This is a genomic window from Antarctobacter aquimaris (assembly GCF_900184945.1).
In the GTDB taxonomy this organism is placed as follows: domain Bacteria; phylum Pseudomonadota; class Alphaproteobacteria; order Rhodobacterales; family Rhodobacteraceae; genus Maliponia; species Maliponia aquimaris.
In genome coordinates this window covers 551,754-571,079 of sequence record NZ_FXYF01000001.1, presented here as the reverse complement: position 1 = coordinate 571,079, position 19,326 = coordinate 551,754, and the positions used below count along the sequence as shown (strand labels likewise).

At 67.6% G+C, this 19,326-nt stretch carries 20 protein-coding genes; 10 read left to right on the top strand and 10 right to left on the bottom strand.

Translation table 11 applies throughout. The features are described from left to right. The first annotated feature begins 113 nt into the window (after positions 1 to 113). The 8 genes from cysQ (at position 114) to MAA8898_RS02580 (ending at position 9,501) form a co-directional block, all read left to right on the top strand. On the top strand, positions 114 to 911 hold the full coding sequence (gene cysQ, locus MAA8898_RS02615; protein WP_094019394.1) for a 3'(2'),5'-bisphosphate nucleotidase CysQ: 798 nt from the start codon (positions 114 to 116) through the stop codon (positions 909 to 911). Between the two features lie 7 nt (positions 912 to 918). After that, entirely contained in the window at positions 919 to 2,142 is a 1,224-nt protein-coding gene (locus MAA8898_RS02610; protein ID WP_094019393.1) for a glycosyltransferase family 2 protein, read from the top strand. Between the two features lie 122 nt (positions 2,143 to 2,264). Next, the gene (galU, locus tag MAA8898_RS02605; RefSeq protein WP_094019392.1) at positions 2,265 to 3,158 is read left to right on the top strand and encodes a UTP--glucose-1-phosphate uridylyltransferase GalU; all 894 of its coding nucleotides are present in this window, start codon (positions 2,265 to 2,267) and stop codon (positions 3,156 to 3,158) included. Between the two features lie 4 nt (positions 3,159 to 3,162). After that, a complete protein-coding gene (galE, locus tag MAA8898_RS02600; protein ID WP_094019391.1) occupies positions 3,163 to 4,146 on the top strand; it encodes a UDP-glucose 4-epimerase GalE in 984 nt (327 codons plus the stop codon). Then, on the top strand, positions 4,136 to 5,308 hold the full coding sequence (locus tag MAA8898_RS02595; RefSeq protein ID WP_094019390.1) for a glycosyltransferase family 4 protein: 1,173 nt from the start codon (positions 4,136 to 4,138) through the stop codon (positions 5,306 to 5,308). The genes galE and MAA8898_RS02595 overlap by 11 nt, the downstream gene beginning before the upstream one ends. A 48-nt stretch (positions 5,309 to 5,356) precedes the next feature. Continuing rightward, positions 5,357 to 6,367 (top strand): glycosyltransferase family 2 protein, encoded by a 1,011-nt coding sequence (locus MAA8898_RS02590; protein ID WP_094019389.1) that lies wholly within the window; start codon positions 5,357 to 5,359, stop codon positions 6,365 to 6,367. Continuing rightward, positions 6,364 to 8,064 carry a DUF5927 domain-containing protein gene (locus MAA8898_RS02585; protein WP_094019388.1) on the top strand — a complete coding sequence of 567 codons (1,701 nt, stop codon included), beginning with the start codon at positions 6,364 to 6,366 and terminating at the stop codon, positions 8,062 to 8,064. The genes MAA8898_RS02590 and MAA8898_RS02585 overlap by 4 nt, the downstream gene beginning before the upstream one ends. Positions 8,065 to 8,073: 9 nt before the next feature. After that, positions 8,074 to 9,501, top strand: a complete 1,428-nt coding sequence (locus tag MAA8898_RS02580; RefSeq protein ID WP_094019387.1) for a sulfotransferase family 2 domain-containing protein — start codon at positions 8,074 to 8,076, stop codon at positions 9,499 to 9,501. 182 nt (positions 9,502 to 9,683) lie between these two features. Here the strand turns inward: MAA8898_RS02580 and MAA8898_RS02575 are convergent, their stop codons facing one another. The 7 genes from MAA8898_RS02575 to MAA8898_RS02545 all read right to left on the bottom strand — a co-directional run bounded on the left by MAA8898_RS02575 (position 9,684) and on the right by MAA8898_RS02545 (position 14,940). Continuing rightward, a complete protein-coding gene (locus MAA8898_RS02575) occupies positions 9,684 to 10,814 on the bottom strand; it encodes an RNA ligase RtcB family protein (protein WP_094019386.1) in 1,131 nt (376 codons plus the stop codon). A 259-nt stretch (positions 10,815 to 11,073) separates the two neighbouring features. Then, positions 11,074 to 11,538, bottom strand: coding sequence for a PTS sugar transporter subunit IIA (locus MAA8898_RS02570; protein WP_094019385.1), 465 nt, complete (start codon positions 11,536 to 11,538; stop codon positions 11,074 to 11,076). A gap of 72 nt (positions 11,539 to 11,610) precedes the next feature. Next, positions 11,611 to 12,174, bottom strand: a complete 564-nt coding sequence (gene hpf, locus MAA8898_RS02565) for a ribosome hibernation-promoting factor, HPF/YfiA family (protein WP_094019384.1) — start codon at positions 12,172 to 12,174, stop codon at positions 11,611 to 11,613. A 259-nt stretch (positions 12,175 to 12,433) separates the two neighbouring features. Next, positions 12,434 to 13,192 (bottom strand): LPS export ABC transporter ATP-binding protein, encoded by a 759-nt coding sequence (gene lptB, locus MAA8898_RS02560; protein ID WP_094019383.1) that lies wholly within the window; start codon positions 13,190 to 13,192, stop codon positions 12,434 to 12,436. Continuing rightward, positions 13,192 to 13,701 (bottom strand): LptA/OstA family protein, encoded by a 510-nt coding sequence (locus MAA8898_RS02555; RefSeq protein WP_094019382.1) that lies wholly within the window; start codon positions 13,699 to 13,701, stop codon positions 13,192 to 13,194. Before MAA8898_RS02555 ends, lptB begins: the two co-directional genes overlap by 1 nt. Continuing rightward, entirely contained in the window at positions 13,698 to 14,312 is a 615-nt protein-coding gene (locus tag MAA8898_RS02550; protein ID WP_094019381.1) for a hypothetical protein, read from the bottom strand. Before MAA8898_RS02550 ends, MAA8898_RS02555 begins: the two co-directional genes overlap by 4 nt. Before the next feature lie 13 nt (positions 14,313 to 14,325). Then, positions 14,326 to 14,940: a ribonuclease D gene (locus tag MAA8898_RS02545; RefSeq protein WP_094019380.1), complete on the bottom strand. Its 615-nt coding sequence runs from the start codon at positions 14,938 to 14,940 to the stop codon at positions 14,326 to 14,328. Positions 14,941 to 15,925: 985 nt separating this feature from the next. Here MAA8898_RS02545 and MAA8898_RS02540 point away from each other — a divergent pair. After that, positions 15,926 to 16,615, top strand: a complete 690-nt coding sequence (locus tag MAA8898_RS02540) for a sugar transferase (protein ID WP_094019379.1) — start codon at positions 15,926 to 15,928, stop codon at positions 16,613 to 16,615. Positions 16,616 to 16,634: 19 nt separating this feature from the next. Here the strand turns inward: MAA8898_RS02540 and MAA8898_RS02535 are convergent, their stop codons facing one another. Then, positions 16,635 to 17,438 (bottom strand): HTD2 family dehydratase, encoded by an 804-nt coding sequence (locus tag MAA8898_RS02535; protein WP_094019378.1) that lies wholly within the window; start codon positions 17,436 to 17,438, stop codon positions 16,635 to 16,637. 39 nt (positions 17,439 to 17,477) lie between these two features. Between MAA8898_RS02535 and MAA8898_RS02530 the strand changes: the two genes are divergently transcribed. Next, positions 17,478 to 17,876, top strand: coding sequence for a VOC family protein (locus MAA8898_RS02530; RefSeq protein WP_094019377.1), 399 nt, complete (start codon positions 17,478 to 17,480; stop codon positions 17,874 to 17,876). A gap of 39 nt (positions 17,877 to 17,915) precedes the next feature. Here MAA8898_RS02530 and MAA8898_RS02525 read toward each other — a convergent pair whose 3' ends face one another. Together MAA8898_RS02525 and MAA8898_RS02520 are read right to left on the bottom strand one after the other, a co-directional pair. Next, a complete protein-coding gene (locus MAA8898_RS02525; protein ID WP_094019376.1) occupies positions 17,916 to 18,467 on the bottom strand; it encodes an NADPH-dependent FMN reductase in 552 nt (183 codons plus the stop codon). 105 nt (positions 18,468 to 18,572) lie between these two features. Continuing rightward, positions 18,573 to 19,229, bottom strand: a complete 657-nt coding sequence (locus MAA8898_RS02520) for a YiaD family glycine zipper/OmpA-like lipoprotein (RefSeq protein ID WP_094019375.1) — start codon at positions 19,227 to 19,229, stop codon at positions 18,573 to 18,575. Positions 19,230 to 19,326 lie beyond the last annotated feature (97 nt).

Sequence of the window (19,326 nt, the reverse complement as noted above, 5' to 3'; positions counted from 1 at the left end):
GAGGCGTGCCCGTGACGGGCCGCACACTTGCCGTTTATTGTTTCCGGCAGCATAAGACAGATGACGTTTCAAATCAATAAATCCGCGCGGGTGGCGCGGTCAGGAGCCTTGTGATGAACTATTCGGACCTCACCCCCGTTCTGCGCCGCCTCGCCCTTCAGGCCGGCGAGAAGATCATGGAGATCTACCAGTCCGACGAGTTCGAGGTCATGGTCAAATCGGACAACAGCCCGGTGACGGTGGCCGACGAGGCCGCCGATGCGCTGATTTCCGAAGGCCTGCGCGCGGCCTTTCCCGATGTCGCCCTGGTGACCGAGGAACAGGCCGCCAGCCACGGCATCGACGCGATGACCTTTCTGATCGTCGATCCGCTGGACGGGACCAAGGAATTCATCCAGCGGCGCGGCGATTTCACCGTGAACATCGCGCTGGTGGAAAACGGGTTGCCGACGCGCGGCGTGGTCTATGCCCCGGCCAAGGGGCGCATGTTCTACACCGACAGCGTCGGCCACTCGGTCGAGGAAACCGGACCCTTCGACCTCGACACCCCCGGAGAAACCACGCCGCTCAAGGTCAGCACCCCCGACAATGACGCGCTGATGGTGGTGGCGTCGAAGTCGCACCGCGACCAGGCGACCGACGACTACATCGCCAAGTACGAGGTCAAGGACATGACCAGCGCGGGGTCCTCGCTGAAGTTCTGCCTGGTCGCCACCGGCGAGGCCGACCTCTATCCGCGCCTGGGCCGCACGATGGAATGGGACACCGCCGCCGGTCAGGCGGTGTTGCAGGGCGCGGGCGGGCGCGTGGTGCGGTTTGACGACCATACCCCGCTGACCTACGGCAAGCACGGCTTTGCCAACCCCTTCTTCATCGCCTACGCGCCGGGCGTGGACCTCAAACAGGCCTGATCGCGCCGTGACCCCGCCGGTCAGCATCGTCATCGTCAGCCGGGGCCGCCCGGAGGCGCTGATGCGGTGCCTGACCGGGGTCGCACAGCTGGACTATGCGCCGTTCGAGGTGGTCGTCGTCGCCTGCCCCGCCGGGTCCGCCGCCGTGGCGGCGCGGCCCGATTCGGCGCAGATCCGGCTGGTCCGCTTCGACGAGCCGAACATCTCGGCCGCCCGCAATCATGGCATCGCCGTGGCGGCGGGCGAGGTCGTCGCCTTCATCGACGATGACGCCGTGCCCGAACCGCTGTGGCTGTCTCACCTGGTCCAGCCCTTTGCCGACCCGCGCGTCGCCTGCGCCGGCGGCTACGTGATCGGCCGCAACGGCATCTCCTTTCAGTGGCGCGCGCGCACGGTGGACCGCAGCGGCACCGCGCATGACCTGGGCCTTGAGGGCGACGCGCCGGTGATCCCCGCGCCGCCCGCGGGCCAGGCCGTCAAGACCGAGGGCACCAACATGGCGCTGCGCCGCGACGTGCTGGCGGGACTGGGCGGCTTTGACCCCGCGTTCCGGTTCTACCTGGATGAGACCGACCTGAACCTGCGGCTGGCCGGGGCCGGGCACCTGACCGCGCTCGTGCCATTGGCGCAGGTGCACCACGGGTTTGCCGAAAGCGACCGCCGCGCCCGCGACCGCAGCCCGCGCGACCTGACCCAGATCGCAGCGTCGCAGCAGGTTTTCCTGCGCAAACACTGCCCCGAAGAGGACCGCAAAGCCGCCTGGCGCGCCTTTGTCGCCGCCCAGCGCACCCGCCTGCTGAGGGTCCTGCAACGCGGGCCGCTGGACCCGGCCGACCTGCTGCACCTGATGCGCGGCCTGCGGCGTGGCAGAGCGGAGGGCGCAACCCGCCCCTTCGGGCTGACCCCGCCGCTCCCAGCCTCCGCCGCCGCCTTTCTGCCCTACCCCGGACGTCCCGGCGCCCCGCGCGTCCACCTGGCCGGCCGCCCCTGGCAGGCCGCCCGCCTGCGCGCCGAAGCCGCGCAACGGGTGCGCGACGGGGCCATCGTCAGCCTGTTTGTCTTTTCACCCACGGCGCGCCGCCATCGCGTGCGCCTGACATCCGACGGAATATGGCTCCAGACCGGCGGGCTTTTTGGTCAAAGCCTTCGGGAGGGGGCGCAATTCCGCTGGTGGACCTTTTCATCTCGTCTCGCATGCGAAATGATGCGATTGCAGAAAGTGCGCGGATAATGGACCACTGCGGGCCAAAGGCCCGAACCGACAGATTGGGAACACAACTTTACCAAGGTTTTCGCACACCCCCGGGATAAGATGCAGCCAACGCATCGCGGCGAAACCAGACGGAGACTGAAATGACGAAGAAGGTCACCAAGGCGATCTTTCCGGTGGCGGGTCTGGGAACCCGCTTTCTACCCGCTACGAAATCCGTGCCCAAGGAAATCATGACGCTGGTGGACAGGCCACTGGTGCAATACGCGATCGACGAGGCGCGCGCCGCCGGGATCACCGAGTTCATCTTTGTTACCTCGCGCGGCAAGGGCGCGCTCGAGGATTATTTCGACCATGCCCCGCAGCTGGAAGAAGAGCTGCGCCGCAAGGACAAGAAGAAGCTGCTCGAGATCCTCCAGACCACCAACATGGATTCCGGGGAGATCGCCTATATCCGCCAGCACAGGGCGCTGGGCCTCGGCCATGCCATCTGGTGCGCGCGGCGGCTGGTCAGCCACGACGAACCCTTTGCCGTCATGCTGCCAGACGACGTGATCGCCGCCGAAAAGCCCTGCCTGCAACAGATGGTCGAGGCCTACGAGAACACCGGCGGCTGCATGGTCGCCGCGATGGAGGTGCCGCGCGACAAGGTCAGCGCCTACGGCGTGCTGGACGTGTCCGAGGACATGGGCCAGCTGGTCAAGGTGCAGGGCATGGTGGAAAAGCCGGCCGCCGACAAGGCGCCGTCAAACCTGGCCGTGATCGGCCGCTACATCCTGTCGCCCAAGATCTTCGAGCACCTCGAACACCCGGAAACCGGCGCCGGCGGAGAGATCCAGCTGACCGACGCCATCGCCAAGGAAATCCACACCGGCGGCGTCTATGGCTACCGCTTTCGCGGCCAGCGCTTTGACTGCGGCTCCAAGGCCGGGTTCCTCCAGGCGACCGTGGCCTTTGGCCTGGCGCGCGAAGAACTGCGCGACGACCTCGAAGGTTACCTTCAGGCGCTGATGCTGACGCGCAAGTCGGCGGAATAGGGCCTTGGCGACCGTCCTGGTCACCGGGGGCGCGGGCTACATCGGCAGCCACGCCTGCAAGGCGCTGAAGGCGTCGGGCCATACGCCCGTCACCTATGACAACCTGGTGACCGGCTGGCAGGACGCGGTCAAGTTCGGGCCCTTCGAACAGGGCGCCCTGTCGGACCGCGCGCGGCTGGACGAGGTCTTTGGCCGCTGGCAGCCCTCCGCCGTCATGCATTTCGCAGCGCTGAGCCAGGTGGGCGAGGCCATGGCCAAGCCCGGCCTCTACTGGCGCAACAACGTCGAAGGCTCGCTGACGCTGATCGAGGCGGCGGTGGCGGCGGGCTGCATGGACTTTGTCTTTTCCTCGACCTGCGCCACCTACGGCGAGCATGACAACGTGGTGCTGGACGAGACCACCCCGCAGCTGCCGCTGAACGCCTACGGCGCGTCGAAACGCGCGGTGGAAAACATCCTGCGCGACTTCGAGGCCGCCTATGGCCTGAAATCGGTGATCTTTCGCTATTTCAACGTGGCCGGTGCCGACCCCGAGGGCGAGGTGGGCGAACACCACCGCCCCGAGACGCACCTGATCCCGGTCATGCTGGAGGCGATCGACGGCAAGCGCCCCGGCCTGACCATCCACGGCACCGACTACGACACCGACGACGGCACCTGCATCCGCGACTACGTGCATGTCATGGACCTGGTCGAGGCGCATGTGCTGGGGTTGCAGTGGCTGGAGGCGGGCAAGGGCAGCCGGGTGTTCAACCTGGGCACCGGGCGCGGCTTTTCCGTGCGCGAGGTGATCGAGGCGGCGGGCCATGTCACCAACCGCCCCGTGCCCTGCACCGACGGCCCCCGCCGCGCCGGTGACGCGACCAAGCTGGTCTCCGGCTCGACCCGCGCCAGCGAGGAGCTGGGATGGGAGCCGCGCCGCTCGACCATGCCGCAGATGATCACCGACGCCTGGCGCTGGCACGTGAACGGGCATTATGAGCGGTGACCGCCTGCTGGACCTGTCGCGGCTGATCAGCCGGGCGGGTCGCCCCATGACCGGCGTCGACCGGGTCGAATTCGCCTATCTCACCCACCTGATGCAGGCCGGCCCGCTCTGGGGGCTGGTGCGCACCTCGCTGGGCTATGTCCTGCTGGACCCTTCGGGCTGCGCCCGCCTGCGCGACCGTCTGCAAGCGCAGGACTGGGGCCCGGCGGACCGGCTGTCGCGCATCGTGCGCGACATCGACCCGATGCGCGCCCGGGCCGAGGCCGACCTGCGCCGCCTCTGCCGCGCGCGCTGTCTGCCCTTGCGCCTGCCTGCCATGCTGCGCCGCCACCTGCCGCGCGGCGTGACCTACCTCAACACCGGCCACACCAACCTGACCGAACGGGTGCTGGCCGCGCTGCGGGGCGTCGGCGCGCGCGTCTCGGTGTTCATCCACGACACCATCCCGCTGGATCATCCGCAGTTCCAGCGCCCCGGCACCGTGGACCGCTTTCGCAGCTTCCTGGCCCGCGCCGCCCGCGCCGACCTGCTGATCTGCAATTCGCGTCAGACCGAGGGCGATCTGGCCCGCCACCTAGGCGCGCGCCTGCCGCAGACCGTCGCCGCGCCGCTGGGCCTGGACCTGACCACGCCGACCGAAGCCCCCAAGGGCCCGTGGACAGACCCCTATTTCGTCACCCTGGGCACCATCGAGCCACGCAAGAACCACGGTTTCCTGCTGGATCTCTGGGACGACATCCCCGACGCCCACCTGCTGATCTGCGGCAGCCGGGGCTGGGAAAACCACGCCACCTTTGCCCGGCTCGACGCCCGCCCGCCGCGCATCCACGAACTGGCGGGCCTGGACGATAGCCAGGTCGCCGCCCTGCTGACAGGCTCTGCCGGCTTGCTGTTTCCCTCGCTCGCCGAAGGCTATGGCCTGCCGCCGGTCGAGGCCGCCGCGCTGGGCGTGCCGGTGCTGGTCAACGACCTGCCGATCTACCGCGAAGTGCTTGGCGACATTCCCGTTTACGCACCCGTCAGCGACGGTTATCTTTGGCGCCAAGAAATCAACCGCATGGCAGGGCATCATCGGGCTGGACGGACCCGCGCGGACCAGGCGCCGCGCTTTGCGCCCCCCACCTGGGAGGCGCATTTCAAGACGGTCTTAACCATGACCTGATAGCTGCCATGGGCAAGAAGCGCCGCGCGCGCGACAAGAGGCACTTTTTTGGGCATCTGGCAGGCATATCGGCTGAGGCTCCAGCGCAAGCGCTGGCGCATTCGCGCCTTCCGCAAGCGGCGAGAGCTGCGCCCTGTCGCCGACCGAACGTCGGACATCCGCCCCTCGGACCTCTTGCTGTTCTCGACCCAGCGCAACGAGGGCGTGCGCCTGCCCTGGTTCCTGCGCCACTACCGCGAGATGGGGGTCAACCACTTCTTCTTCGTCGACAACGACTCGACCGATGGCTCGCTCGACTACCTCGCGCGGCAGCCGGATGTCTCGGTCTGGACCACCCGCGCCAGTTACAAGCGCGCGCGCTTTGGCATGGACTGGATGAACTGGCTGCTGATGCAACACGCCCACGGCCACTGGGCGCTGACCGTCGATCCCGATGAGCTGTTCCTTTACCCGTTCTGCGACACCCGCCCGCTGCGCGCGCTGACCGACTGGCTGGATGCCTCCTCGATCAAGTCGTTCTCGGCTATGCTGCTGGACATGTACCCCAAGGGCCGGATCGACGCGCAGCCGTATCAGCCCGGGCAGGACCCGCTGGACATCGTCAACTGGTTCGACGCGGGCAACTACGCCATCAAGAAGAACCCCGCCTTCGGCAACCTCTGGATCCAGGGCGGCCCGCGCGCCCGCGTGTTCTTTGCCGACCGGCCGGAACTGGCCCCGGCGCTGAACAAGATCCCGCTGGTGAAATGGGACCGGCGCTATGCCTATGTCTCCTCCACCCACAACCTGCTGCCGCGCGGGCTGAACCAGGTCTACGATGCCTGGGGCGGCGAAAAGGCCAGCGGCATCCTGCTGCACACGAAATTCCTGTCGACTTTCACCCAGAAGGCCGAAGAGGAACTGACCCGCGGCCAGCACTACGGCGGCAGCCGCGAATACATCGCCTATGCCGATGGCGTGAAGGACGACCCGGACCTGTGGTGCAAGTGGTCCGAACGCTACATCAATTGGCGCCAGCTGGAAATCCTCGGCCTGATGTCCAAGGGGAACTGGGCATGAGCGTCGGGGTCATCATGCTGGTCCACACCGCCTTTGACCGCGCCGAACAGGTGGCGCGGCACTGGGCCGGAGGCGGCTGCCCGGTGGTGATCCACGTTGACGCCAAGGTCCCCAGCGAGCAGCTCCGCCGCTTTCGCGAGGCGCTGTCAGACCTGCCCGACGTGCTGTTCAGCAAGCGTCACCGCTGCGAATGGGGCACCTGGGGGCTGGTCGCCGCCAGCCAGGACGCCGCCACGCTGATGCTGGAACGCTTTGCCGAGGTCCGGCACGTCTACCTCACATCCGGATCCTGCCTGCCGTTGCGCCCCGTCGAGGAACTGCAAGCCTACCTCGCGGAGCGCCCGCGCACCGATTTCATCGAAAGCGCCACCACGGCGGATGTGCCCTGGACGGTCGGCGGGCTGGACCACGAACGCTTTACCCTGCAATTCCCGTTCAGCTGGCGCAACCAGCGCTACCTGTTCGACAAATTCGTCGAGATGCAGCGCGCGGTCGGCTATGCCCGCCGCATCCCCGAGGGGCTGACCCCGCACATGGGCAGCCAGTGGTGGTGCCTGACTCGCCGCACCCTGACCGCCATCCTGCAAGACCCCAACCGCGCCCGGCAAGACCGCTACTTTCGCCGCGTCTGGATCCCCGACGAAAGCTATTTCCAGACCCTCGCCCGGCTCTATTCCACCCAGATCGAAAGCCGCTCGCTGACGCTGTCCAAGTTCGATTTCCAGGGCAAGCCGCACATCTTCTACGACGATCACCTGCAATTGCTGCGCCGGTCGGATTGCTTTGTCGCGCGCAAGATCTGGCCGCACGCCGACCGCCTCTACGAGGTGTTCCTGGGCGATCCGGCGCGCGTGCACCGACCGCAGGAACCGACCCCGGGCAAGATCGACCGCATCTTTGCCCGCGCGGTGGAACGGCGGACCCGCGGCCGCCCCGGTCTCTACATGCAAAGCCGTTTCCCGCAGCACGGCTGGGAAAACGGCGTGACGGCGGGGAAATACTCGGTGTTCCAGGGGTTCGCCGAGCTGTTCGAGGATTTCGAGGGCTGGCTGGCGCGCACCACCGGGGTGCAGGTCCACGGCCATCTCTACGCCCCCGAACGGGCCGAGTTCGCCGGCGGCGTGCGGATCGGTGCCGGGGCTCTGCCGGACAATGCCGCCCTGCGAGACGCCAACCCAAAGGCCTTTCTGACCAACCTGCTGTGGAACACCCGGGGCGAACGGCAGTGCTTTCAGTACGGCCCGCGCGACAATCCGAAAATCCTGTGGCACATGGCGCGCGACCCCAATGCCCAGATCAGCGTGATTTCCGGCGCATGGGCGGTCTCGCTGTTCCGGTCGCAGGCCGATTTCGCCGAGATCCGGGTCCAGGCCGCGCGGCTGCAAAAGGCCGAAGCCAAGATGCTGGACGAACTGCGCAAGCCCGACGTCAAGGCGCGCATCCGGGTCTGGACCATGGCCGATTTCATCGAGGCGCCGATGGAGCCGCTCCAGACCCTGATCGACGAGATCGGGCAAAAGGGCAACCGCCGCCTTGCTGAAGCGCCGCGCCTGGTGCCGCTGGCGGGCTTTGGCCAATTCCTGCAAAACCTCAAGAACCAGGGGATGCACCCCTACTTGATGGGCGATTTTCCCGTCCACTCGGCCCCCTCTCGCGCGCAGGGCCGCGCCCGCAGACCCTACCTTGTCCGGAAATAGGCCCGCCTGATGTCCCAGAAATTCGACTGTTTCGTGATCTTCGCAGAGATGCGCACCGGGTCGAACTTTCTCGAGGCGAACCTGAACGCCTTTGACGGGCTCACCTGCCACGGCGAGGCGTTCAACCCGCATTTCATCGGCTACCCCAACAGCACCGAGATCCTCGACATCCCGCAGGCCGAACGGGACCGCGACCCGCAGCGCCTGCTGGACCGGATCCGAAGCGCGCCCGGCGGGTTGCACGGCTTTCGCTTTTTCCACGACCACGATCCGCGCGTGCTGGACGCGCTGCTGGGCGACCCAAAGATCGCCAAGATCGTGCTGACCCGCAACCCGGTCGACAGCTACATCAGCTGGAAGATCGCCCAGGCCACCGGCCAGTGGAAGCTGACCAACGTCAAGAAGCGCAAGGAAGGATCGGCGGTCTTCGACGCCGAGGAGTTCGAGACGCACCTGTCCGAGTTGCAGGACTTCCAGCTCCGCCTGCAAGCGGCCTTGCAGACCTCGGGCCAGACGGCGTTTTACGTCGCCTACGAGGATCTCCAGGAGGTGGCCGTGATGAACGGGCTGGCGCAGTGGCTGGGTAGTTCGGCGCGGCTGGACAGCCTGAACACCGCGCTCAAACGGCAGAACCCGGAACCCGCCTCGGAGAAGGTCGAGAACTACGCCGAGATGGTGCAGGCGCTGGCGCGGCTGGACCGGTTCAACCTGGCCCGCACCCCCAATTTCGAGCCGCGCCGCGGCCCGGTGGTGCCGACCTACATCGCCGCCCAGGCCACGCCGCTGCTCTACATGCCGGTGCGGTCCGGCCCGGAACGCGCGGTCAAGGACTGGCTGGCCGCGCTCGACGGGGTGGGTTGGGGCAAGCTGGAGAGCGATTTCACCCAAGGTTCGCTACGGGCGTGGAAGCGCGACCGCCCCGGCCACCGCAGCTTTACCGTGATCCGGCACCCGCTGGCGCGGGCGCATGACGCCTTTTGCGCAAAGATCCTGACCACCGGCAAGGGCAGCTTTCAGGGGATCCGCAAGGTGCTGCGCCGCGCGCACAACCTGCCCATCCCCGAAGGCGAGCCGGGGCCGGAGTACGACGTGGCCGCGCACCGCGCCGCCTTTACCGCCTGGCTGGACTGGGTCCGGGCCAACCTCGCCGGGCAGACCGCGCTGCGGGTCGACGGGCACTGGGCGACGCAGGCGCAATGCATCCAGGGCATGGCCGAGTTCACCCTGCCCGACATGATCGTCCGCGAAGAGGAGATGGCCGCCTACCTGCCCGCGCTGGCCTTGCAGGTCGGCCACCCGAACCCGCCCGACCCGGAGCCGGTGGCCAACAGCGCGCCGTTTTCACTCGCCGAGATCTACGACGACGAAGTCGAGCGGCTGGGCCGCGAGGCCTACCAGCGCGATTACGTCATGTTCGGTTTCGGCGACTGGGCCTGAAAAGGGGGGGCGCTGCCCCCGCCGCCCCTGCGGGGCGACTCCCCGGAGGTATTTTCACAGAGAAGAAGCCCGGAAGGGCGGTTCAGGCAGGGCGCGCGCGTCGGCCTCTGTCTGTGCCCGTGATGATACCTTCGCCGGACGGCGGTTTCCGGGGCCCATGCCGCGGGACGACACATGCGGGATCATGTCCGGCCCTCCCTTGCGCAGGTCTTGAAGGTGATCAGCGGCTCCAGCGCCAGGATCGGCGCGGCAAGCCCGAAACTGGCCAGGTCCGCGACAACCTGCGCGGGGTCCTTGTAGGCGCTGCCCGCCTCCTCGATCAGCAGGTCGCGGTCGGTGCAGACCACGCGGCCGCCGAACGCGGTCTGGCGCATCGCCTCCTGCGTCGATTTCACCCTTGGGATGCGGCCGTGCATGGCGGCGCGGTCAAAGCGGCGGCCCGCCCCGTGCGAGACCGAGCCGAGCGCCTGCGCCGGGCCTTTGGGCACCGTGAGCAGGTAGCTGAGGCTCTCGCGCGACCCCGCCAGCGGCGCCAGCCCGCGGTCCGGGGCGGCCGCGCCCTTGCGGTGCAGCCAGCCCGCGCCGTGCCGCGCCAGGTGGTTGTGCGGCGCGTCGCAGAGCAGGCGCAGGTCGCAGCGCAGCGCCTCGGCGGCGCGGTCCGCCAGCACCCGCCGGTTGACCCGCGCCCAGGCCTGCGCCGCCGCGTGCAGCGCCAGGTAGTCCTGCGCCGCGTCGCTGTCCGGGGTCAGCCCCACCGACCAGCGCGCCTCTATCCCGGTGAAGATCCCGGCGCCGTGGCCGCGCGATCCGCTGTGCACCAGCAGGCAGAGGTCACCCCGGGCCAGGCCAAGCGCGGCCGCGCGGGCGGGATCGCTGATCCCGGCCACCGCCTGCACCTCGCAGAAGTGGTTGCCGCCGCCCAGCGTGCCCAGGCCGTGCGGACCCAGGGGTGCGCCCGGAGTCCCGGCCAGCGCCATCGCGGCCTCGTCCGGCGTCGCGCCGTCCTGCAGCACCTCCAGACGGCGCACCGCCTTGTCCAGCTTCAGCCTGCGCCGCGGCAGGTCGAGCCGGAACAGCGCCATGCCGCAGCCGATATCCGGCCCGATCAGTTGCGGATAGATCCGGTCGGCCAGGAAGGCCGCGCCCACCGGGCCGTGACGGCCGGGGTGCAGGTCCGGGAAGGCCGCGATGGCGGTCATGCCGGGCCAGGCGGCGACCTCGTTCAACTGGTCGACCGCGCGCCCTTCGATCCAGGCGGCGTCCGAGTAGAATGGACACACCTCAGCGCGTGCCCCGATGGGAGGATTGCCCATGGCTCCGTCTTTCTCGTGACGTGAGAAGCAGCCGCACAAGCGGCCGCGAAAGATCGGATCGTCAGGCGGAAAGGACGCCCCGCAAAGGGGGGCAGGCGATCAGCGGCCCGAACGATCCAGGAAGGAAGCGGCGCGACGATATCCGGTCATGTGTGGCCCTCCTGTCCTGTCGGGGTGATCAATGAACCTCAGATACCCCGCTGGCGCGCTGGCGCCAACGGGGGAATTCCTGACCCCGGCCGGATGTGGCCGCAGCGCCTCAGGCGGCCTTTTCGGCCTCGGTCGCGGTCAGAAGGGTGTAGAGCGTCGAGGGCACCGGGTTGGCCCGCAACTTGGCGCACAGCCCGGCATCCCGCAGGCTGCGGGACACCAGCGCCAGCGCCTTGAGGTGCTCGACCCCGGCCTCTTCGGGTGCGAAGAGGCCGAAGACGATGTCCACCGGCTGACGGTCGACCGAGTCGAAGTCGATCGGGCGTTCCAGCAGGATGAAGACGCCGACAACCCGCTCCAGCCCGCTGATGCGCGCATGCGGCAGGGCGACACCGTGGCCCACACCCGTGGGCCCCAGCGTCTCACGCTCCATCAAGGCTTCGAGCGTCTGCGGACCGTTCAGACCATAGGCCCCTTCGGCCAGGTCGGCGACGTCGTGCATCAGGCGCTTCTTGCTGGAGGTGGACGTGATGACTTTCACAGCCGAGGGCCTGATGAGATCGACGAACTTCATGCCTTTTGCCTGTCGCTGCGGCGCGCGGGTCGGAAACGGTCCGGAGGGGGGATTGGGATGACCAGCCAAACCTTACGGGTCGATCCAGCCGATGTTGCCATCTTCCCTGCGGTACACGACGTTCACGCCATCCTTTTTTTCATTTCGAAAAACCAGTACGGGCGCACCGGCCAGCTCCATCTGCATCACGGCCTCCCCGACCGAGAGAGACGGAATCTTGGTTTCCATCTCGGCCACGATGATCGGTTGCAGGCTCTCGGGCTCTTCACCGCCCGAATCCACTTCTTGCGCGAGGATATACGAGGCCGCCCCGAAATGTTCAACCGGTTCGCTCCGGTCGCGGTGGTGATCTTTCAGCCGCCGCTTGTACCGGCGGAGCTGCTTGTCCATCTTTTCGGCGCAGGCTTCGAAAGCTGCGTAGATCTCGGTCGCATGGCCCTTGGCGGCGGCGTTCAACCCGCTGGACAGGTGGACGATGGTTTCGCAGACGTACTCGTGTGCCGACTTCGAGAAAATCACGGTCGCGTCGGTGGGACGCTGGCTGTACTTGTCCAGGACAGTGCCCAGCTCGGTCTTGACGTGGACCTGGAGGGCGTCGCCGATGTCGATGTGTTTACCCGTGATCTGGTAGCGCATGATTTGTCCTTTTTCTTGTGGACCCGCGAGTCAGCAGGGCCGAGGGGACCCTTGGCTGCGTTGCGGGTTCAGGAGAGGCCCCCCGCCGCGGAAAAAGCCCTGTCCGCCTCGAAACCGAGGATCCCGTCCAGTTGCCATGCCGCGATACAGAGCACCATGAGTTCATTTGAGTTGGAAACCCCCGGTTCTGTCAATGGAAACCGGACGGCGATCACAACCGCGTACGCGACAAACTGTCAGTATCGCGCGCACGTCACACTCAACCAAAGCGAAAGTTCTCGCCCAGATAGACACGTCTGACGTTTTCGTTCTGCACCACTTCCTGCGGTGTGCCGGACATCAGCACGCGGCCGTCGTGCAGGATGTAGGCGCGGTCGACGATCTCCAGCGTTTCGCGCACGTTGTGGTCGGTGATCAGCACGCCGATGCCGCGCGTCTTGAGATCCGCCACCAGGTGCCGGATGTCGCCCACGCTGATCGGGTCGACCCCGGCAAAGGGTTCGTCCAGCAGCAGATACTTGGGGTCGGCGGCCAGGCAGCGCGCGATCTCGACCCGCCGCCGTTCGCCGCCGGACAGCGCCAGCGCGGGGGCGCGGCGCAGGTGTTCGATGGAAAACTCGCCCAGCAGTTCCTCCAGCCGCTCGCGGCGGCGGTGGATGTTCTTTTCGGCGATGTCCAGCACCGCGCCGATGTTGTCCTCGACGCTGAGGCCGCGAAAGATCGACATTTCCTGCGGCAGGTAGCCGATGCCCAGCCGCGCACGGCGGTACATCGGCAGGTAGGTGGCATCGACCCCGTCGATCAGCACCTGCCCGCCCTCCGGGTTCACCAGCCCGGCGATGGCATAGAACGAGGTCGTCTTGCCCGACCCGTTGGGCCCCAGCAGCGCCACCACCTCGCCGCGGTCCAGCCGCAAGGTGACGTCGCGGATGACCACCCGCTTGCGATAGCTCTTGCGCAGGTGGTTGACCAGCAAGCCGCTGTCGCCTTCGGTCACGGTCAGCTGCGGGCGGTCCATCACGGCTGGCCTTGCGGCGCGGGGCTGTCGGCCTGCTGCAACACGGTGCGCACCCGGCCCGACATCTGCGCCGTGCCGTCGCGCAGGTTGACCACCATGCGTTCCGCCGTCAGCGCGCTGGGCCCCTGGGTCAACAGCACGTTGCCGGACATGATCACCTGCCCGCCCTCGATGTCATAGTCGGCGCGCTCGGCCTCGGCCGCCTCGGTGCCGCTGACCAGGGTGACGCCGCCGGTGGCCTCCAGCCGCTTGATGCGGCCGACGTCCTTGGCGTAGACCACCAGCACGCGGGGCGCGGCCAGCCGCATCTGCCCCTGCGCGATCACCACGTTGCCGGTGTAGAGCGCGGTGCCGTCCGACTGGTTGACCGACAGCGCGTCGGCGGTCACCTCGACCGGCGCGCGCGTGTCCTGCTGCATCCCGCCAAAGGCCACCTGCGCGCCCTGCTGCGCCGCCGCGGCAAGCGGCATCAGGGCAAGCAGGGTGAGAAAGGTCAAAAGGCGGATCATTCGGACGTGCTTTCGTTGTCTGGCGGTTGATATACCAGCTTTACGCCGCCGGAAAACAGCAATTGCACCTCGCCGTCCGCCTCGGCGGGCAGGATCTTCAGGTGCCCGGCCTCGAAATGGCCCATGGGCCCCACCCCCTGCACCGGCCCCGTGCTTTCGGCCGCGACCTTGTCGAGGTGCGACACCAGCCCCTCGGTGGTCAGCACATAGCCTTGCGAGCTTTCGATCCGCACCCCGCCGGACAGCAGCGCCTTGTGCTCGCGGTCGCGCAGCAGCGCTTCGGTCGCGTCCAGCCGGATCTCGCTGCCGTCGGACAGGCGCATCCGCGCCTCCAGCCTGTCGGCGACGATGCTGCCGCCCTCCTGCGGACGGGCGGTGCGGGCGGTCATGGTCAGCATGTCGCCCCGCTCGGTCGTGCCGGCATAGTAGGGCGCCGTCACCTTCTGGTCGGCCGCGCCCGAGCTCAGCGCATCGGCAAAGGGCGCGTTCTGCAACGGCTCGCGCGGGCGCGACAGCAGGAACATGGTCGACAACAGGGCCAGCGCGGCCAGCGGCAGAAGGATCTTCAGCCAGGCGATCACCCGTGAATACAACCCGCCCGCGCGCGCCATGGCTCAACCGTGCTCAGGCATGGGCAAAGATGTCCGTCTCGGGCCAGCCTTGCAGGTCCAGCATCGCCCGCACCGGCAGAAAGTCGAAACAGCTCTGCGCGATCTCCATCCGGCCTTCGCGCACCAGCATGGCGTTCAGCGCGTCGCGCAGGCGGTGCAGGTGCAGCACGTCCGAGGCGGCATAGTCTAGCTGCGCGTCGGTCAGCGCGGTCGCGCCCCAGTCGCTGGACTGCTGCTGCTTGGAAATGTCGACACCCAGCAGTTCCTGCGTCAGCACCTTGAGCCCGTGCCGGTCGGTGAAGGTGCGCACCAGGCGGCTGGCGATCTTGGTGCAGTAGACCGGCGCAGCCAGCGCGCCAAAGGCGTGGTACATGGCGGCGATGTCGAAGCGCCCGAAGTGGAACAGCTTGAGCACCTCCGGGTCGGTCAGCAGCCGCTCGAGGTTGGGCGCCGAGATCTGGCCCTTGGCGATCTGCACCAGGTGCGCGTTGCCATCGCCGCCGGACAGCTGCACCACGCACAGCCGGTCGCGGTGCGGGTTCAGGCCCATGGTCTCGCAGTCGATGGCGACGACGGGACCCAGGTTCAGCCCGTCGGGCAGGTCTCTCTTGTAGAGATGATTGGTCACGGGCGGCCTCTTTGTTGCGGTCGTGGTCATGCGGTCGGATCGGTTGGACATATCCGCCGGGCCAACCGCTTTCAACTCCGCCCCGGCGGGGCGGCGCGCCATATTTCGCCGAGTTGCGGCGAAAATCGGGCAGGATTGCGGCGACAGGCGTCGATTCGATGGCGTAGATTTGTCCCGATTCGGGCCGAAATTCGGCAAGCACCTCGCGTTTTCCTAAACTCTGAAACAATTCGTGAGGACCCGGACTCCCCTCCTGATTGTCCGGGACCCTGACGACCGAACGTCTTGACGTTACGTACACTTCCGCCGGGGATCGGCGGCGCCCGGCCGTGGGAGCAACCGCGACAGGCGCACACCCCCGGATATCATTGTTTCCGACAGAAATTAACGAATCGCGCGTTTCCAAGGCAGCCCACGGGTCAATCCGGTTCGCGGAAAGACCTGTCCCGATCTTTTTCCGATACTGTTTCCGATTTCCGGACAATGCCCGCCAATTGGCCGAGGATTTGTTTCCAATCCGGTGCGGCAATCGGGGCCGCATTCCGGGCCCGCCCATCCGGTCGCAGCCCCGGGGCCGTCAGGCGGCAGCCTCGATGGCCGGGCGTCGTCCGCGGCGCGCAGCCTGGGCCGGGCCACCTGGGCACCCGGATCGGCCAGGCACAGGTTTCAGCCAAAGGTTGCAGCAAGAACAGGACATTGACGTGCCCTGCGTCGCTGCGCGATAAACACCGGGTCGAGCAAGTGCAACAAAGTTTCGTCGTATTTGCCTTTAACCGGCACTGGGGGGTTGGTGCTTCCACTCGGGAGTTGCTTGGTACGTTCGCTGCGGTCTGCGCGCAGAAAAAACATGCACATTTCGGCTTGGCCCACGGGCGGGCTTCGATTGGCGCGCTATTCCGCGCCGGGGCGGAGCTTTGTCACGAGCCTCTGGAATGGAACGTAGTTAACCACGCTCTCGTCAACGAATGACTGTTAGGAGGTCATCTTGACACTGCATTTGCGCCGGCCGCTGCCTACGGCGAGGATCGAAACCCTGATCGACGAGGCGCTTGGCCCGCAGGCCAGACCGACCCTCTATCGCGATGTCTTCAAGCGCGTTCTCGATGTTGTCCTGGTGGTTCTGGGCGGGCTTCCGGCCCTGCTCATCGTCGGCTTCTTTGCGCTGCTGATCGCGCTGGACGGCCACTCGCCGTTCTATTTCCAGAAGCGCCTGGGGCGGAACGGCCGGATGTTCTACATCTGGAAGCTGCGCAGCATGGTGCCCGATGCGGACAGCCGCCTGCACGCCTACCTGGCGCAGAACCCGGATGCCCGGGCCGAATGGGACCTGACGCAGAAACTGCGCCACGACCCCCGCATCACCGCCGTGGGGCGGCTGATCCGCAAGACCTCGATCGACGAACTGCCGCAGCTGTGGAACGTGCTGCGCGGGGACATGTCGCTGGTCGGTCCGCGCCCGATGATGCCCTGCCAGCAGGACCTGTATCCCGGCACCGCCTATTACGCGCTGCGGCCCGGGATCACCGGCTACTGGCAGGTGTCGGTGCGCAACGAGTCCTCCTTTGCCGAGCGCGCCGGCTTTGACACCGCCTATCTCCACCAGCTGTCGCTGCTGAACGACCTGCGGGTCATGGCCAGGACGGTGCGCGTGGTGCTGCGCGGCACCGGCTGCTGACGCGCCCGGGCGGGGTCGCTCAGACCTCGACCGTCGCCGTCATGCACTGGCGGCCGTCCGGCCCCCGCACCCACATCTTGGGCCCCTTGCGGCACAGCGTGGCCACCTCGTCATGCATCAGCGGCGCGGTGGCGCGAAACCGGAACCCGCGTACCGGCGCCTGTTCGGACGCCATCAATAGCAGCCCCTGCGCCAGCAGCGGACCATGCACCACCAGCCCGGCGTAGCCTTCGACCGTCCTGGCATAGCCGATGTCGTAATGGATGCGGTGGCCGTTGAAGGTCAGCGCCGAATAGCGGAACAGCAGCGTCGGCGAAAACGCCCAGTCGCGCCGCGTCTCTTCGTCGGTCGGTGCGGTCGGCGGGACGGGGCGCGGGGCTGCCGGGTCCGGGTCCTCGCGGTAGACCAGGTCCTGCCGTTCGGTCACGCAGAGCTGCCCGCCCTGCCAGATCTCGTGCGCCAGCGTGACAAAGCCCAGCGGCCCGGTGCGGCCGGTCTTTTTCTGCGTGTCGGCAACCCGGGAATGCCGTTCCGCCATGTAGCCCGCGCGCAAGGGCGCGTGGAACTGCAACGCACCGCCCGCCCACATCCGCCGCGGCAGGCCCAGGTCGGGGATCAGCCCGGTCCCCACCCTGGGGTGCCCGTCCCGGCCCAGGTGGTGCGGCGGCCGGGCCTCCCAGAAATAGATCTGATGAAAGAACGGCGGCAGCGGATCGCCGATGTCGATGCCGCCCGGCAGGTCCAGCGCCGCGGCCAGCGCGGCGGCGCGGTCCGGGTCCATCACATCGGTTTGACGCCGCTCCGCCCGCTTGACACCCTGCATCCGACTCTCCCTCCTGAATTGTCCGGGGTTATTCCAGCCATGCCGCCTGCCGTCCAGTCGCTCGACCATCTTGTCCTGACCGTGGCCGACATCGCCGCGACCTGCGCCTTTTACCAGGCCGCGCTGGGCATGACGGCGAACCAATTCACCCCGGCAGGCGGCGCGCCGCGCTGGGCGCTGTCCTTTGGCGCGCAGAAGATCAACCTGCACCTGGCAGGGCACGAGTTCGAACCCAAGGCGCGCCAGCCCCTGCCCGGCTCGGCCGACCTGTGTTTTCTCAGCGAAACGCCCCTGGCCGAGTGGCAGGCGCACCTGGCCTCACTCGGGGTCGACATCGAGGACGGGCCGGTCCGGCGCACCGGGGCCAGCGGACCGATCCTGTCGCTCTACCTGCGCGACCCGGACGGCAGCCTCATCGAGGTCTCGAACCGGCTCTAGAGGGGTATTTTCACAGAGAAGAAACCAGGGGTGCGGTGCTCAGCCCCGCATCCGCAGCACGTCGCGTTTCAGCTCGTCCATCAGCTCTTGCAGAAAGCCGGCGGCGCGCTCATCGGTCAGGTGGCCGTTTTCGTCGAACTGGCTGCGGCTTTGCGCCAGCATCACCTCCGGCCCGGCCAGCAGGCGCGGGCGGAACGGGTTGAGGCAGAGCCGCGCCATGCTGTGCGCGCGTTCTCCGCCAGCGCGGCCGGTCGAGGCGGACAGCAGCGCCACCGGCTTGTCGCGCCAGGGCTGGCCTTCGACCCGGCTGATCCAGTCCAGCGCGTTCTTCAGCACGCCGGTGATCCCCTTGTTGTATTCCGGGGTGCTGACGATCACCGCATCTGCCGCCTTGATCCGGGCCGCGGCGTCGCGGACCATGTCGGGGATGCCCTCGGCCTCTTGCAGGTCGGCGTCGAACAGCGGAAAGCGCAGGTCGATCTCGTGAAAGCTGGCGGGGGCAAAGAGGCGCGCGGCCTCCTGCATCAGCTTGCGGTTGCTCGACTCGCGGCGCAGCGCGCCGCAGAGGCCGACAAGGGTCATGTCGCTCATATCCGTCTCCTGTTCCGTTACCCCAGACCTACAACGCAAGAGCGCCGCGGCAAGGCGCGGCGCTCTTCGTTTCGTCCCGAACGGGGCACGAGGCCCCGCAAGCGGTCAGCGGTTGGGCAGGATGATGATCTCGACCCGGCGGTTCTGCGCCTTGCCCTCGAAGGTCAGGTTGGACGCGATCGGCTGATCCTCGCCCCGGCCGATGACCGCGACGCGGCCGCGCGGCACGCCTTCGCTGTAGAGCACGTTGGCCACGGACTGCGCCCGGCGCTGCGAGAGGTTCAGGTTGTAGGCGGCTTCGCCGTCGCTGTCGGTGTGGCCGATCACCTGCACGGTGGTGTTCGGGTAGGCCAGCAGCGACTGGCCGACGTCGCGCAGGTCCGACACCAGGGTCGGGCGCAGGTCGGCGCTGTCCTTGGCGAACAGGATGTCCTGCGGCATGGTGACGATCAGCCGGTCGCCGGTGTTGCGGATGGTGACGTCGTCGCCCAGTTGCTGGCGCAGTTCGGCTTCCTGCTTGTCCAGTTGGTTGCCGATGGCGGCACCGGCGGCGGCGCCGACCAGAGCACCTGCCAGGGTGGCGCGGTTGCGCTCGCCCACGTCACTGCCGCCGGCCAGCCGGCCAGCCACGGCGCCGACACCGGCGCCGATCAGCGCGCCCTGCTTGGCCTTGGCATTGGGATCGTCGGGCGGAAGGGTACAGCCGGCAAGGCCGATGGCCAGGACGGAGAACAGGAGAATCGGGGATTTCGCACGGATCATGATGTGCCTCTTTCTGGGATTTGCCCCCATTCGTGGGGTCAATTGCTGCTGATATGCAATAACATGGCGGCAAACCCCAGCCTTGTCATGGGGCAAA